This window comes from Pilosibacter rotomagensis, from assembly GCF_045062245.2.
GTDB lineage: Bacteria > Bacillota > Clostridia > Lachnospirales > Lachnospiraceae > Pilosibacter.
This window is the reverse complement of the sequence record NZ_CM170323.1, coordinates 1,154,095-1,168,534: the sequence shown is the minus strand read 5'-3', so window position 1 is coordinate 1,168,534 and position 14,440 is coordinate 1,154,095. Positions and strand designations below refer to the sequence as shown.

The window sequence follows — 14,440 nt, the reverse complement described above, 5'->3', positions numbered from 1 at the left end:
TATGTTCCGGACAAAAATGTCAAGTTTTTTGTCCGGCTTCCGGCCCATGCTCCGGGCCATGCAAAAGGAATGCCATGTATTTTTTCTCATCCGCTCTCATATGATTAATACAAACCATCCCCAAAAGGATCTATTATTCTATGAGTTCAAAAACAAAGATCATCGTCCTCAGGATGAAGGAGATCATCTACACGGCTCTTTTTATCGGCTTCGCCATCGTCCTCATCATGCTGTTTCTCTTTATGTTCCGCCCTAAAAAGGACAACATCTCCCATGATGCTCCTGATCAGGCATCGGAGAGCTCCTCACAGGCCGCTCCCGCCTCTGTTACATATGTTCCGGGACTTTATTCATCTCCCATCGTTTTAGGCAGCGAGAACGTCAATGTGGAGGTCGCTGTGGATCACACGGGGATCCGCTCCGTGTCCCTTGTCCCTTTAAGCGACTCCGTTGAGACTATGTATCCTCTAATGGCTCCTGCCATGGATCTCATCTCAGAACAGATCCTCGAAAACCAGAGTCTGGAAGGTCTGGAATACCCCGCCGGTTCCCAGTACACCTCCATGGCGCTCGTATCGGCGGTGAAAACGGCGCTCTCCAAGGCATCCGCGAAGTAGATCTCAAATTTTTTTTAATAACCCACTTGACAAATCTCTTTTCCTCCTGTATACTCTTCACCATGATAACAATTTACCACGCTAAATCAAAAGTTCATTAGCATGTTGAATCAAGAGCATACAAGGAGGAACCATCCATGAAGAAATTCAATCAGCTTTTCATCTTAGGTACGTCACTTTTATTATCCGCTGCGGCACTCACCGGATGTTCCGGTTCCTCCGCGATGGGCGCTACGATCCCGCAGACAACGGCATCTGAGACAACAACTCCGCAGACAGACGCAGGTCTGGTAGCAGCAGAGACGACCGGTTCCGGCAATCGTTTAAACGACATTCTGGAGCGCGGATACATCGAGATCGCGACCGAGCCGTACTTCGCTCCGAACGAGTTCATCGATCCGACAAAGAGCGGAGATGACGCCTATGTAGGCTCCGATATCGAGCTTGCGAACTATATCGGCGAATCCCTCGGCGTTGAGGTCCGCATCAAACCGATGGACTTCACAAGCGTTCTCGGAAGCATCACGACCGGCAAATATGATCTCGCGATCTCCGCTCTGGCTTACACACCGGCAAGAGCTGAGACCATGAACCTCTCCAAAGGTTATTACTTCGGAGACGAAGATCCGCAGACTGCTTACGGTATCCTGGTCCGCAAGGAAGATGTCGACAGCATCAAATCCTTCAATGATCTCTCGGACAAGGTTGTCGTTGCACAGAACGGTTCCCTTCAGGAACAGTTCGTACAGGAACAGATCCCGAGCTATAAAAAATACAACCGTGTTTCTTCCACAAACGATGGTTTCCTGATGGTCCAGACCGGCAAAGCCGATGTCATGGTCGCTGCTCTCAGAATGGCAAGATTATATCTGGAATCCAACCCGGACAGCAACCTCGTGATCGTTCCGAACCTCTACTTTAAAGTTGATCCGGAGACACAGGGAACAAGAATCGGTATCCCGAAAGGGGAAGATGCCCTGACAGACAGGATCAACGAGATCATCGATGAAGTTGTTGATCAGAATCTCTACAATGAATGGTACGACGAGTATACGGAGTACGCTAAGAGCCTTGGCATTATCGAATAATTCGATCCTTTGATATAACCCCGCGGCCGCGGTCAGGCCGTACCCCTTCACCGGCGTCTTCCCCAGATGCCGGAAGTCATCTCATGAGAGTTCCCCCAGAACTCCCGTGACGAAAAAAGGCGATCCGCAAATTACCTGGCGGATCGTCTTTTTCGTTTCTTTATTTTTTACACTTCCCAGTCAGAATCAAGGAATCCTTCCCCGTAGACTTCCTGAGCCTCGGATACGATCATGAATGCGGTCGGATCGATCCCGTAGACGATCTTCTTCGCACGGTAGAACTGTTTTTTATCAAGCACGCAGATCACCGTCTCGCCTTCCTCTTCCCGGTAGGCACCGCGGCTCTTTAGCAGTGTGCAGCCGCGCTCCAGATTCCTCATCAGCTCCTTTGCGATCTCCCCGGATCTCGGGCTGATCACCGTGATCATCGTGCTCTTATTCATACCATAGAGGATCACATCGATCACATACGTTCCGACTACCATATTGATCAGTCCGTAAAGACCCGATTCAATATTCCGGAACACCGCCATGGACAGGAGAATGATCACGAGATCCGTAGCCATGACAGCTTTTCCGGTCTGCATGTGCGGGCGGAACTTCTGTAAAAGCTTCGCGGCGATATCGCCGCCACCCGTTGTGGAACCGCGCATAAATACGACCGCCAGGCTGATCCCCATGAGCACTCCCCCGAAAAGGCAGGACACCATCTTGTCCCCCGAATACACCGGGAAATACGGCGTCACCAGTCCATCAAGGATCACCGTCATGATCGCCACGGTTTTCAATGTCTTGATCGTCTTTTCCTTCCCCAGATAGATCCAGGACGCGATCAGAAGCGGGATGTTGATCAAAAATGTCAGTGTACCGATCGGCAGGCTCGTCAGACGGTTGAGCAGGATCGCCATACCGCTGGCGCCTCCCGGCGCGATATCAATGTTGTCGATAAAGCAGTGCAGCGCAACAGCCTGGATAAAACCGCCCGCCACATCTGCCAGAAAATCCAGGGCAAATTCTTTTCCACGTGTCTTCCCCATAAGATTACCCCCTCATATCAAATGCTGCAAAGTCCGATTTTCCGGCATTCCCCACATGCCGGAGCGTGTCTGTCCGCCCTGTCAGCGTTCTCTGTCTTCCGGCTTTCTGCCCGTCCGGACAGAAAGTTCCCGATGCTGACCGGCCGGTCCGCTAGTCCTTATACAGCTCTTCAAACAGTTCCACAGGAACATATGCCTTCACATGGATCCCGTCGTCCTGGTATTCCTCCGAGAGAAGCTGTCCGCTCTTCCGGATCGTCTGGATCCGCCCGGCATTTTTGTATGCAAAGACCTTCTCAAAATAGATCCTGCGGTTTCTTAAGATCACGGCAAAAAGATCGAGCAGTTCCCCGATGCCCTCTCCTGTCTTTGCCGATAACCGTACCTTATAGTCCGCAGACATGTCCCGGCAGGCAGTGTCCGCATCCGGACGGTCCACCTTGTTGAACACGGTGATGATCTCTTTGTCCTTGATGTCCAGTCGGCGCAGCGTCTCGTAGACTACATGCATCTGCATGTCCATCTGCGGATTCGAGCAGTCCACCACATGGAGGATCACATCACAGTACCTCGCTTCTTCAAGCGTACTCTTGAATGCCTCGACAAGGTGATGCGGAAGCTTCCGGATAAATCCGACCGTATCCGTCAGAAGGACCTTCTCCCCACCCGGAAGCACAAGCGCTCTCGTCGTCGGATCCAGAGTTGCAAAGAGCTTATCCTCCGCCAGGATCCCGGCGCCGGTGAGCTTATTTAAGAGTGTGGACTTTCCTGCATTCGTATAGCCGACAATGGCCGCCGTCAGAGTTCCGCTCTGCTCTCTCTGTTTCCGAACCACATCCCTGTGGCGCTCCACATCATGAAGCTCCGATTTTAACTGGCTGATCCGCTCATGGATCCGTCTGCGGTCCACCTCGAGTTTCGTCTCACCAGGCCCCCTCGTGCCGATTCCGCCGCCGAGTCTCGACAGAGAATTTCTGAGTCCGACAAGACGGACGGCACGGTATCTGAGCTGCGCCAGCTCGACCTGGATCTTTCCTTCCCTGGTCTTCGCGCGGGCCGCAAAGATATCAAGAATGATCATCGTCCGGTCCATGACCTTTGTGTCCAGGGCATCCTCCAGGTTTTTGAGCTGTGCCGGGGAGAGCTCATCGTCACAGACAACTCCGGTCGCTCCGCTCTCCCAGACCATCTCCTTCAGTTCCTGGATCTTTCCCTTTCCAAGGTAGGTTCCCGGATGGATATTTTCCCGGTTCTGGATCACGGTCCCGACGGTCTCCGCTCCCGCGGTCTTTACAAGCTCTTTCAGCTCCTCCACGGATTCTTCCGTGTCATCGGAGTCGTTCGTGCTGGCGGCAAACAGGATCACCCGCTCCTGCTGCTCACCGATCTCTATCAATTCTGCCATTCTTTCTCCTATCTCGTCACAAGAAACGCGATCTCATGATCCGCTTTCTCATCCTGTCCGTACTGTTCCTCATAGCTCCGGAACAGCTCCAGCGCTTTCTCATACTGCCCCAGGTACTCGTAACACACCGCCTGGTTGAAGGCGATCTCCTTCTTCGCCCTGTCATCGGAGAGTGCAAGTCCCGCTTCCCCGTGCTGCAGTGCTTCCTCGTAATCGCCTTTTTTCATCGCCGCCATCATCCAGCGGTTATAGACTTCCGTGCTGGAAAATCCTTCTTCCACCAGCGTCTGGTAGATCTCATCTGCCTTCGTCTCATCTCCGGCCGTCATATAAGCCGCCCCAAGAGCTTCCATCGCTTCAGCATAGCCGGCAGCTGCATGTTTTTCGTCCGCCTTTGTTCCGGACTCCAGACGGTTTTCAGCGCCTTCCGCATCGCCGGAATTTGCGAGACTCACCGCGCCCAGATAATAGTATTCCGCTCTCGGTTTATCCACCTTCACCAGCGTATCATATGTGTACGCCGCGGCACCGTAATCTCCCAGCATAAATTCTGCCTCACCGCGGTATTTTAATACATCGATCTCAAAGGATGAGACATGCTTTGTCTGATCGATCAGGCTGTCAAACTCCGCGACAGCGCTCTCATAATCGCCGTTCTCCATGAGAGCGATCCCGTTTTCCTTCCCCGCCTTCATCTCCTCTGTCACATGACCGCAGCCGGTAAGGAGAAAAAGCATGCCAGCGATGAGAAGAGCTGATGCGATATGCTTTCGAACTTTCGCATGGAACTGCCGGTCTTCACAGACGACCGCAGCCGGCGCGTAGTTCAAATTCAGTACATCTTTTTTTGATTTTTCTCTTTTTTCTGATTTTTGATAATATTTATACATTTTCAATTATATGTTTAATTTTGTTCTTTCTGTGATACTTCTGATTCTTCATCCTCCGCGCCTTCGGAAATATGCTCTGTCTCCTACGCGCGTGTCGTACTTCCGAATCCACCGTTTCTCACTTCATCGGCCTCGTCATCCACCGTGATGCCGTACTCCACAAAAATTCCCTGGGAAAAACCGGTTCCGGCTTCCACTTCCACAGTCTTTCCTTCACGGCTGTCGTTGGTGAGCTTCACCTGGATGTGGCCCTCGTTGTCGGATCCGTAGTAATCGCTGTCGATGATCCCGACGGTATTGTTTAACTGCAGGCGGAACTTAAATCCAAGTCCGCTTCTCGGATAGAGCTTTAACACCCAGCCATCGTCGATCCGTGCGCGGATCCCGGTAAGGATCTTTGTCATCTGACCAGGTTTCAGTGTGAATGCGGCCGGTGCGAAGAAATCATATCCGGCGGAACCTGCGGTCGCCCGTTTCGGGAGACGGATCCCGTCATAGATCTCCTTTATCATATCGTCTGTATCCTGCGGGTGTTCCCCCTGCCAGTCTTTTTTAAACTGCTCAAAGCTTACTTTTTCAAATTTCGCGATTCTCTGCATGTTGTCTCCTCTTACTCTCATTCTGACGCCCCGCTCTTCCTTTCCGGATCGGCGTGCGCTCCCGGATCATTTCTCCTGTCGGACCATCCGGATGTCTCCCACTACTATACCAAGAGCCCGGTCCCATTTCAAGCATTTCAAACGAAAAATCCGGCAGAACATACCACGTTATCGCGGCAGTGTGTCCACTGCCCGCAGTATATTCTGCCGGATCAATCCGTCTGTGACGTACAAAATCATCTTAAACTCAGATTCTCCGCTGCTATTGCAGCTATCGTGATCGGCATTCGCCGTTCGCCATAAATCTGCAAGCAGTTTTCTGGCTCTCTTGCGCTCATTTCATCATATACGACAGCATCTCCATCCCGAAAATGATCACATAGAAAAGAAATCCGGGATTCAGATACACATATTTTTTATACGATGTCGGCACTCCGTTCTGCTGCCCCATCTGCCACCAGTAACGGCGTCCGTCCCGGAAGAAGAAATAGATCCCTGCCGCGATGAGGAGCAGGACCATAAGAAAACTGGCAAACGAAAACGCCGCTGCCGCCCAGGAAAGCCCCAGCGCATAGAGCCCGTCCTCCACCATCACGAGCAGCATCGAAAACGAATTCACTGCCATATGGAGCAGGACATTGTAAAGGATCCGGTTCGTCCGCACCGCGAGATAACCGAGTACCAGTCCGATCACCACCGCATACAGGAACTGGTTCAGATTCCCATGCATCAGCCCGAACATGACCGCCGTGAATACGACCGCCGTCCGGTCTCCAAATCGTCTCGCTTTTCTTAACAGCACTCCCCTGAAGAGCAGTTCCTCCATAAACGGAGCCACCAGGCAGGTATAGATCACCATTCCCGGCGTCAGTGCATCCAGTGCGTCCATCACCGGGTTCATATCTCCAGCCGGAACACCGGTAAATATGGAAATAAACGAGTCAAGAAAGACTCCCAGGAAGTTAAAGATATAGCCGAGTCCCAGCGCCATGAACAGCGCAGAAACCCATACTTCCGCCGAAAGTTTCTGGGCCGGTCTCCGGTCTGACCGCAGAAACCAGGTCATCGGGATCACCGCAAGGAACGGAAGTCCGATGCTGAAGACATACTGCACGAGGACTCCGGTCCACGGGGACGAAAAGAGCCCGGAGAGCAGACGACCCCCGCCGCTCTCCAGGCTGAACACCCAGTGCCGCACCATGAGATAGAACGCACTGCCCAGGTACTGAAGACCTGAGCAGGCACACATGGCCAGACATAAAACTGTAAATGTGATCAGAAAATCTCTTCTCTTATGCACCATATTCTTCCTTCATGATCTCACTGCTTCTCGCAATGAACTTTGTCATACGCTCCGGAGAAAGACTTCCGTGAGCAAGTTTCGCAAGGTCATAGAGCTGTTCGCAGAGCATCGGTGTCTTCTCTCCGTCCTTGTTGGCAAGAACGTATTTTACAAGACCGTTGTTTGCGTTGATGACTAATGTCTCCTCAGCCGGGAACATATCGGAACCGCCGCCGTACATGCTGTACATCTTCATCATATCCTGCATTCTTCGGCTCTCCTCGGAGACTGTGATCATGGAAGCGAGACCTTCATTTTTCAGCTTCTCGACTTTCACGTTCAGCTTGTCGTTTCCGATCGCCTTCTTAAATACCTCAGCGAGAGTCTCGGCGTCCTTCTTCTCCTGCTCCTTCGCGGCCTCATCGGTCTCCTCCGTCTCTTTGAATGTCTCGTTGACATCCGCATCGATACGCAGGAACTTTAAGCCCTCATTCTTCTGCTCCACATGCTGCATGAACGGGGAATCGATCGGGTTCGGAAGGATCACAGCGTCGATCCCGGCTTCCTTGAACATGTTGATGTACTGGCTCTGCTCTTTCTCGTCCGTTACATAGAAGATCTTGTTCTCGTGTTTCTCCTTGTTCTCCTCAAGGCAGTCAGCGAGTGTCAGATATTTGCCGTCCAAGTTCTTATAGAGGATGTAATCTTTCATCTTCTCATCGAACTTCTCGTCCTTTAAGCAGCCGAATTTGATGAACGGATTGATATCATCCCAGTATTTCTCGTAGTTCTCGCGATCTGTCTTGCACATGCCGGAGAGCTTATCAGCAACTTTCTTTGTAATGTAATCGGAGATCTTCTTTACAAATCCATCGTTCTGAAGAGCACTTCTGGATACGTTGAGCGGAAGATCCGGGCAGTCGATCACGCCTTTTAACAGCATCAGGAATTCCGGAATAACTTCTTTGATGTTATCCGCGATGAATACCTGGTTGTTGTAGAGTTTGATCTTTCCTTCGATGCTCTCGTACTCCATGTTGATCTTCGGGAAGTAGAGGATTCCTTTTAAGTTGAACGGATAGTCCATATTCAGATGGATCCAGAATAACGGCTCCTTGAAGTCCTGGAATACCTTGCGGTAGAACTCCTTGTACTCCTCATCGGTGCACTCGTTCGGATGCTTGTTCCAGAGCGGGTTCGTATCATTGACCGGAACCGGGCGTCTTGCGATCTTATATTTCTCTTTCGCAGGGCTCACCTCAACAGTCTCCTTCGATCCGTCCTCTTTTTCCTTCTCCTCGGTCTTTGCCGGCTCAACGATCGTCTCGATGATCGTATCCTTGTCGGTCAGTTCCTCTTTCTCGATCGTATCGTACTGCGGCTCAGCAGTCTCATCGTTTAAGTAGATCTCGACCGGCATAAATGCACAGTACTTGTCGAGGATCTCTCTTGCGCGGTACTCATTCGCAAACTCAGCGCTGTCCTCATTTAAGTACAGGGTGATCAGGGTTCCGTGGCCTTCCTTAGTGCCTTCCTTCATATCAAACTCGGTACCGCCCTCAGACTCCCAGTGGACCGGTTTTGCGTCCTTCTTGTAGGATAAGGTATCGATCGTTACTTTGTCCGCTACCATAAATGAGGAATAGAAACCGAGTCCGAAATGACCGATGATCTGGTCTTCATTCGCTTTATCCTTGTACTTGTTCAGGAAATCCTGGGCGCCGGAGAAAGCGATCTGGTTGATATACTCGTCAACCTCATCCTCTGTCATACCGAGACCGTTATCTTCGATCTTGATCGTCTTTTCCTTCGGATTTACAGTAACCTGAACTTTATACGTTTCATCGTCCGGGGTCTCATACTCGCCCATCAGAGCCAGTTTCTTTAATTTTGTGATGGCATCGCAGCCATTGCTGACTAACTCACGATAAAAGATATCATGATCGGAATACAGCCACTTTTTGATGATCGGGAATATATTCTCACTGTTGATTGAAAGACTTCCGCTTTTTGCCATGTTAAACCACTCCTTATTTCCATTCGCGCGTCGGGGGACGATCTGTATTGCCGCCCGACGGACCGCTTTTTTTTATTTTCTCTGTAACCGTTCCATTCTTAAACAGCTACTTTTTTCTTCTTTCAGGACAGCCGGTATCGCCCCGGATCTCAGGGATTTTTAACAGCTGTTCGATTCAACATGACATATTTTAATACCAGAAAATCAAAATGTCAATAAAATTAGCACTCATTTTTGATGAGTGCTAATAAAATTTTTATAAACTTTTTGATTTTTCTCTGTCAGTCACGGAGCTGCACTTCTGCTGCCCACTTTTACAGCCGCTCGCGGATCAGTTTTCACTCTCGATCGGAATAAACACGCGGGCCTGTTCGTCCTGCTGTTTTTTCTTCCGCTCCTCTTTCGCAGCATTGACTGCCATCTCGCAGAGTGCCATCTGGGAGCCGACCGGAAGTTTTCCTCGGCGATCCGGCTTTTCATATGTCCCGTCCGGCTGAAGCACATGGGCCTTTAAGTTGTCCTCCAGCTCCAGCTCCATATATCTGCGAATCCTGTCTTTGAGTTCCTCTCTCAATACCGGGAACATAATCTCGACACGGCGGTCCAGGTTTCTCGGCATCCAGTCGGCACTTCCCATGTAGATCTCTTCACTTCCGTCGTTCTCAAAGATAAAGATCCTCGCATGTTCGAGGAATTCTCCGACGATCGAGCGGACCTCAATGTTCTCGGAAAGTCCCGGGATCCCCGCCTTCAGACAGCAGATGCCGCGGACAACCAGGCGGATCTTCACCCCTGCGCAGGACGCCTCATACAGCGCGGCGATGATCTCCTTGTCACAGAGGGAATTCATCTTCGCGATGATCGATGCCGGCTTTCCGTCTTTTGCATGCTTCGTCTCCCGGTTGATCAGATGCAGGAATTTCGTTCTGAGCCACAGCGGGGCAACCGAAAGCATGTTCCAGTTTAACGGCTCGGAATATCCGGAGAGCATGTTGAAGACCGCAGTCGCATCCTCTCCGATCATCGGATTGCAGGTCATGATTCCGCAGTCTGTGTAAAGTTTTGCAGTGGAATCGTTGTAGTTTCCGGTTCCAAGATGGACATATCTCCGGATCCCGTCTTCCTCCCTGCGGACCACGAGTGTGATCTTTGAGTGCGTCTTTAAGCCGACGAGTCCGTAAATAACATGACATCCGGCTTTTTCCAGCTTTTTCGCCCAGATGATGTTGTTCTCCTCGTCAAATCTCGCCTTCAGCTCGACGAGAACCGATACCTGCTTTCCGTTCTCGGCTGCCGCCGCCAGAGCCGCGATGATCGGGGAGTTGCCGCTGACACGGTATAACGTCTGCTTGATCGCCAGAACTTCCGGATCCTTTGCCGCGCTCCGCACGAAGTCCACGACAGGATCAAAAGTCTCATACGGATGCATCAGAAGGATATCGCCCTTCCGGATGTTCGTAAAGATATCATCGTCATTCATCAGAGCCGGAACCGGCTGCGGCGTATATTTCGGGGTCTTTAAGTGGTCGTACCCGTCAAGCCCGTACATTTTCATCAGGACCGTCAGGTCGAGCGCACCCGGGATCTCAAAGATGTCTTCCTCGTTGACCTCCAGCTCTCTCTTTAAGATCTTTAAAAGTCTTTGGTCCGCCTTGTCCTCGATCTCCAGACGGATGACTTCGCCCCACTGTCTGCGCTTTAACTGCTTTTCGATCTCCTCGAGAAGATCCACAGCTTCCTCCTCGTCCAGGGAGAAATCGGCGTTTCTCATGATACGGAACGGATGGGACGTCACGATATCATAGTTTAAGAACAGCTGCTGCATGTTCCGCTCGATGATCTCCTCCAGGAAGATCACATTCCGCATCTCACGGTTGTTCTCATCGGTCGTCACCGGGAGGCTGATGATCCTCGGAAGGACAGCCGGGACCTGCACCATCGCGAACTCCAGCTCCTTGCCGCCCTCTTTTTTCTTTAAGAGCGCCGCAATATTCAGGGACTTGTTTCTGACAAGCGGAAACGGCCTTGAGGAATCCACCGCCATCGGCGTCAGGACCGGATAGACCTCCTCACGGAAATAGCGGTCCACAAATTCGCCCTGCTCCGGGGTCAGGTCCTCGTGATTCTCGATGAGGTTCAGTCCGATGCTCCGAAGAGCCGGGAGCAGCGACCGGTTATATGTGTTGTACTGCTGAGTGACAAGCTCATGGGTCCGCACACTGATCTTTTCCAGCTGCTCCGACGCGGTCATCCCCGCGATATCCGGCTTTTTATATCCCGCATGGACCATATCCTTTAAGGATGCGACCCGGACCATGAAAAACTCGTCCAGGTTCGATGCCGTGATGCTTAAGAATTTCAGCCGGTCAAAGAGCGGTGTCGTCTTATCTCTTGCCTCTTCGAGAACACGGCAGTCAAATTCCAGCCAGCTGAGTTCTCGGTTTACATAATTTTTCGGATCATTGAAGCGTGCCGGATCCTGCTCCTTCCGTTCTTTCTGAGCATTCCCCTTTTTTAACTCTTTTTTCATTTCTCTGCCTTCCTGTATCCGGCCGGTCCACGGTTCACGCTGTGCGCAGACGAAAACCGGCTCCGGACACCCTTTCACATCCTGAATTCATCGTGTTTCGCAGCAATATCCCTGTCTGCACTCCGGCATCTAGCTGTATTTTTTATGCCGCAGGACCGGCCGGATCCCGAAGATCTCCTCGAAGAATGCCGCCTTCTGTTCAAAGGATACCGCCTCCAGCGTGATATCGCCCGGATAATCCGTCGTGATCATGAGCTTTCCATCTTTTACTGCCATCTTGCAGTCCGCAAGTTTGTCCCCGTGGCCGCGGTCCATGGAATTTGCCAGACGCAGGATCGCCGTCAGCTTCGCGATCAGGAGCATGACCTCATTCTGCCCGCCGAAGCTGTCTGTCACAGCGTCCAGCTCGGTCTCCATCCGGACCATGTTGTAATCGAAATCCCGGATGTTGTAGCGGACCACATTTGCGATGATCTCACGTTCCAGGTGCGAGATCCCGATGATCTCCGTCGACATGATGATATTGTAGGCGCACTCGTTGGAGTTGCGGACGCTGATAAATTTTCCGCAGGCGTGGATCAGCACGGCAATCTGTAACAGAAGCCGCTCTCTCTGCCCCATTCCATGGTATCTCCGCATCGTGTCAAAGATCTGGAGCACATATTTTTCCACTGTCTCCGTATGACGGCTCATGCACTGGTAGCGCTTCGCCATCGTGCGCGAGGTGCTGATGATGTCATTGTCAAAATTGTGCCGGAATTTCAAGAGTTTCTTGTCCGCCGCGTACTCGGCCGCGATCCCGTCGCAGAGGCGGATCCCCGGGATCCAGATCATCTCCGCTCCTGTCATCTCAAGGAACTTTTTATAGATCACCACGCACGGAAGAAGCAGAGATGCATACTCCCGGCTCACACCGAATGCCTCCTCGATCTGTGTCTCATTCATCGTGACAAGGCGCGCATAGAACTCGTCAAAGCGCTCTCTCGTGACTCTGCGGAGCGGTTTTCCGTGATCCTCATACCGGAACAGATAGAGGATATTTTCTCCGATCCCGATCAGATGTTTGATCTTCTTATCCTTCAGGTACATCTTTTTATAGTTTTCCAGCTCATTGTCCACCATCTCTCCGATGAGATCCCGGTACTGCTCCACCGTCGTATTGACGTCCTGAAGAGTGCCGCGGATCCTCAAAACACCGAGCGGCAGATTTTCCGTGGTCACAAGAAGGTTCCTGTCGAAAAGCGAGATCTGCATGCTTCCAAATCCCACATCCACGATCGCGGTCCCCTGCTGGATATTCTCATCAAACTCATCATCCGAGACGGCGATCGCCTTGTATCCCAGGAATCGCTGCTCCGAGTTGCTGATGATACGGACCTGGATGCCGGTGCGGACGCGGATCTGATCGAGAACGATCCGGTTGTTTCTCGCCTCACGCATCGCACTCGTCGCATAGGCACGGTATTCCGTGACCTTGTAGGATTTCATGATCCCGGCAAACCCCGCAAGTACATCGCAGAGCTCTTCCACCATCTCATAGCTGATCTTTCCGTTGTTGTAAGTATCGCTCCCAAGCGCCGTGACATGGCGGATATGGTCCAGTTTCCGGATCCTGTTCCTGTTTGAGATCTCATAGATCCCCATCTCAACCTCAAACGATCCCACATCGATGGCTGCAAATGTAAGGGCTGCCATAGCTTTTCCTCCTCTTATAAGAATCGGTCCGGAAAATACCGGACCGTCTTTCATCAATAATTTCCTAAAATTCTCATGACGGAAGCTTCCGCCGCGATCCCCGTCAGGGCGTTGCGGACTCCCGCGTCGCTTAAATTTCCTTCAAAATCCACGAAGAAACGATATTCAAAGCTCTTCTCCGGGATCGGTCTGGACTCGATCATCATCATATTGACATTGTTGAAGATGAAGCTTCCGAGAATGTTGTAAAGAGATCCGCTCTTGTGCGGAATCTCAAACGCCACACTGATCTTTCCGGCTTTCTTTGCGTAGACCGGCTCTTTCCCGAGGATCAGGAAGCGTGTCGTATTTCCCTTTACGTTATTGACCTCCTCCGCGAGGACCTCCATTCCGTAGAGTTCCCCCGCAGTGCGGCTCGCAACAGCTGCCTGGGACGGATCCTGCTCCTCCATGACCTTCTTCGCGGCAACGGCTGTGTTTAAGACTGCGATCTGTTTCCATTCCTTATGGGCGGAGAGGAAATCAGAGCTCTGGGCCAGCGCCTGGGCGTGGGAATAGACTGTCTTGATATCGGAGAGCTTTGCACCCGGAACGCCGAGAAGCATGTGGGCAACCGGAACATAGATCTCGCCTACTATGTAATTCTTATATTTTAAGAGCAGGTCATAATTGTTGATCACGAAACCGGCCGTGGAATTTTCGATCGGGAGTACCGCGTAATCGGCGCGTCCTTCCTCGACCTCCTTCATGGTATCTTCAAACTCCGGAACATGGTAGAGATCCGCATCCTCACCAAAGTATGCTTTGGCCGCTGCATGGCTGTATGCGCCCTCAACGCCCTGGAATACGATCCGTTTTCCTTTTTTGGCGATCTCTTCTACCTCGGAAAAACCGGTATCCATTCCCATTCCATGGGCGGATAACAGACCATACTGATACCGGCGGCTGATCGACATCAGCTGGGAGAAGATCTCCTTCACTGCCTCTCTGTTAAAATCGCTGTGCGCCAGATCCTGGACTGCCGCGATCTTCTGCGCCTCTCTCGTCGCATCATAAACGGCTTTTCCCGTTCCGATCTTATATTCTGCAACATCTCCGCAGACGGACATGCGCTCTTCAAACAGGCGGACGATCTCTTTATCGATCACATCCAGCTTGTCCCTGCATTCTTTTAAGTCAAGATTCTTCATGTATTTCTATTGCCTCTGCTTTCTGTCATTTTACAGCACGCGGACCCTTTTTTCCTTAAACGTGATCCGCTCTTTTTCTTCCGGAATTTG

At 51.4% G+C, this 14,440-nt stretch carries 11 protein-coding genes; 2 read left to right on the top strand and 9 right to left on the bottom strand.

Annotation, left to right across the window (positions count from 1 at the left end):
• The first annotated feature begins 140 nt into the window (after positions 1-140).
• Complete coding sequence (locus ACI3EW_RS05160; protein ID WP_118529387.1) at positions 141-617, top strand: hypothetical protein; 477 nt, start codon at positions 141-143, stop codon at positions 615-617.
• Between the two features lie 137 nt (positions 618-754).
• Positions 755-1,705: a substrate-binding periplasmic protein gene (locus tag ACI3EW_RS05155; protein ID WP_118529386.1), complete on the top strand. Its 951-nt coding sequence runs from the start codon at positions 755-757 to the stop codon at positions 1,703-1,705.
• Positions 1,706-1,872: 167 nt separating this feature from the next.
• On the opposite strand, the gene ACI3EW_RS05150 is transcribed toward ACI3EW_RS05155, so the two are convergent.
• From ACI3EW_RS05150 to pheA, 9 genes are all read right to left on the bottom strand, one after another.
• On the bottom strand, positions 1,873-2,742 hold the full coding sequence (locus ACI3EW_RS05150) for a YitT family protein (RefSeq protein WP_215703134.1): 870 nt from the start codon (positions 2,740-2,742) through the stop codon (positions 1,873-1,875).
• Between the two features lie 151 nt (positions 2,743-2,893).
• Positions 2,894-4,147, bottom strand: a complete 1,254-nt coding sequence (hflX, locus tag ACI3EW_RS05145) for a GTPase HflX (protein WP_405580488.1) — start codon at positions 4,145-4,147, stop codon at positions 2,894-2,896.
• 8 nt (positions 4,148-4,155) lie between these two features.
• Positions 4,156-4,977: a tetratricopeptide repeat protein gene (locus ACI3EW_RS05140; protein ID WP_405580485.1), complete on the bottom strand. Its 822-nt coding sequence runs from the start codon at positions 4,975-4,977 to the stop codon at positions 4,156-4,158.
• A gap of 143 nt (positions 4,978-5,120) precedes the next feature.
• The gene (locus ACI3EW_RS05135) at positions 5,121-5,636 is read right to left on the bottom strand and encodes a dCTP deaminase/dUTPase family protein (RefSeq protein ID WP_118298547.1); all 516 of its coding nucleotides are present in this window, start codon (positions 5,634-5,636) and stop codon (positions 5,121-5,123) included.
• A 334-nt stretch (positions 5,637-5,970) separates the two neighbouring features.
• Positions 5,971-6,939, bottom strand: a complete 969-nt coding sequence (locus ACI3EW_RS05130) for a CPBP family intramembrane glutamic endopeptidase (protein WP_118529382.1) — start codon at positions 6,937-6,939, stop codon at positions 5,971-5,973.
• Positions 6,929-8,935 (bottom strand): molecular chaperone HtpG, encoded by a 2,007-nt coding sequence (htpG, locus tag ACI3EW_RS05125; protein WP_118529381.1) that lies wholly within the window; start codon positions 8,933-8,935, stop codon positions 6,929-6,931. Before htpG ends, ACI3EW_RS05130 begins: the two co-directional genes overlap by 11 nt.
• 331 nt (positions 8,936-9,266) lie before the next feature.
• Positions 9,267-11,465: an RNA degradosome polyphosphate kinase gene (locus ACI3EW_RS05120; protein ID WP_118321548.1), complete on the bottom strand. Its 2,199-nt coding sequence runs from the start codon at positions 11,463-11,465 to the stop codon at positions 9,267-9,269.
• Positions 11,466-11,594: 129 nt separating this feature from the next.
• The gene (locus ACI3EW_RS05115; protein WP_118529595.1) at positions 11,595-13,160 is read right to left on the bottom strand and encodes a Ppx/GppA phosphatase family protein; all 1,566 of its coding nucleotides are present in this window, start codon (positions 13,158-13,160) and stop codon (positions 11,595-11,597) included.
• A 53-nt stretch (positions 13,161-13,213) separates the two neighbouring features.
• Entirely contained in the window at positions 13,214-14,350 is a 1,137-nt protein-coding gene (gene pheA / locus ACI3EW_RS05110; protein WP_405580480.1) for a prephenate dehydratase, read from the bottom strand.
• Positions 14,351-14,440: the final 90 nt, after the last annotated feature.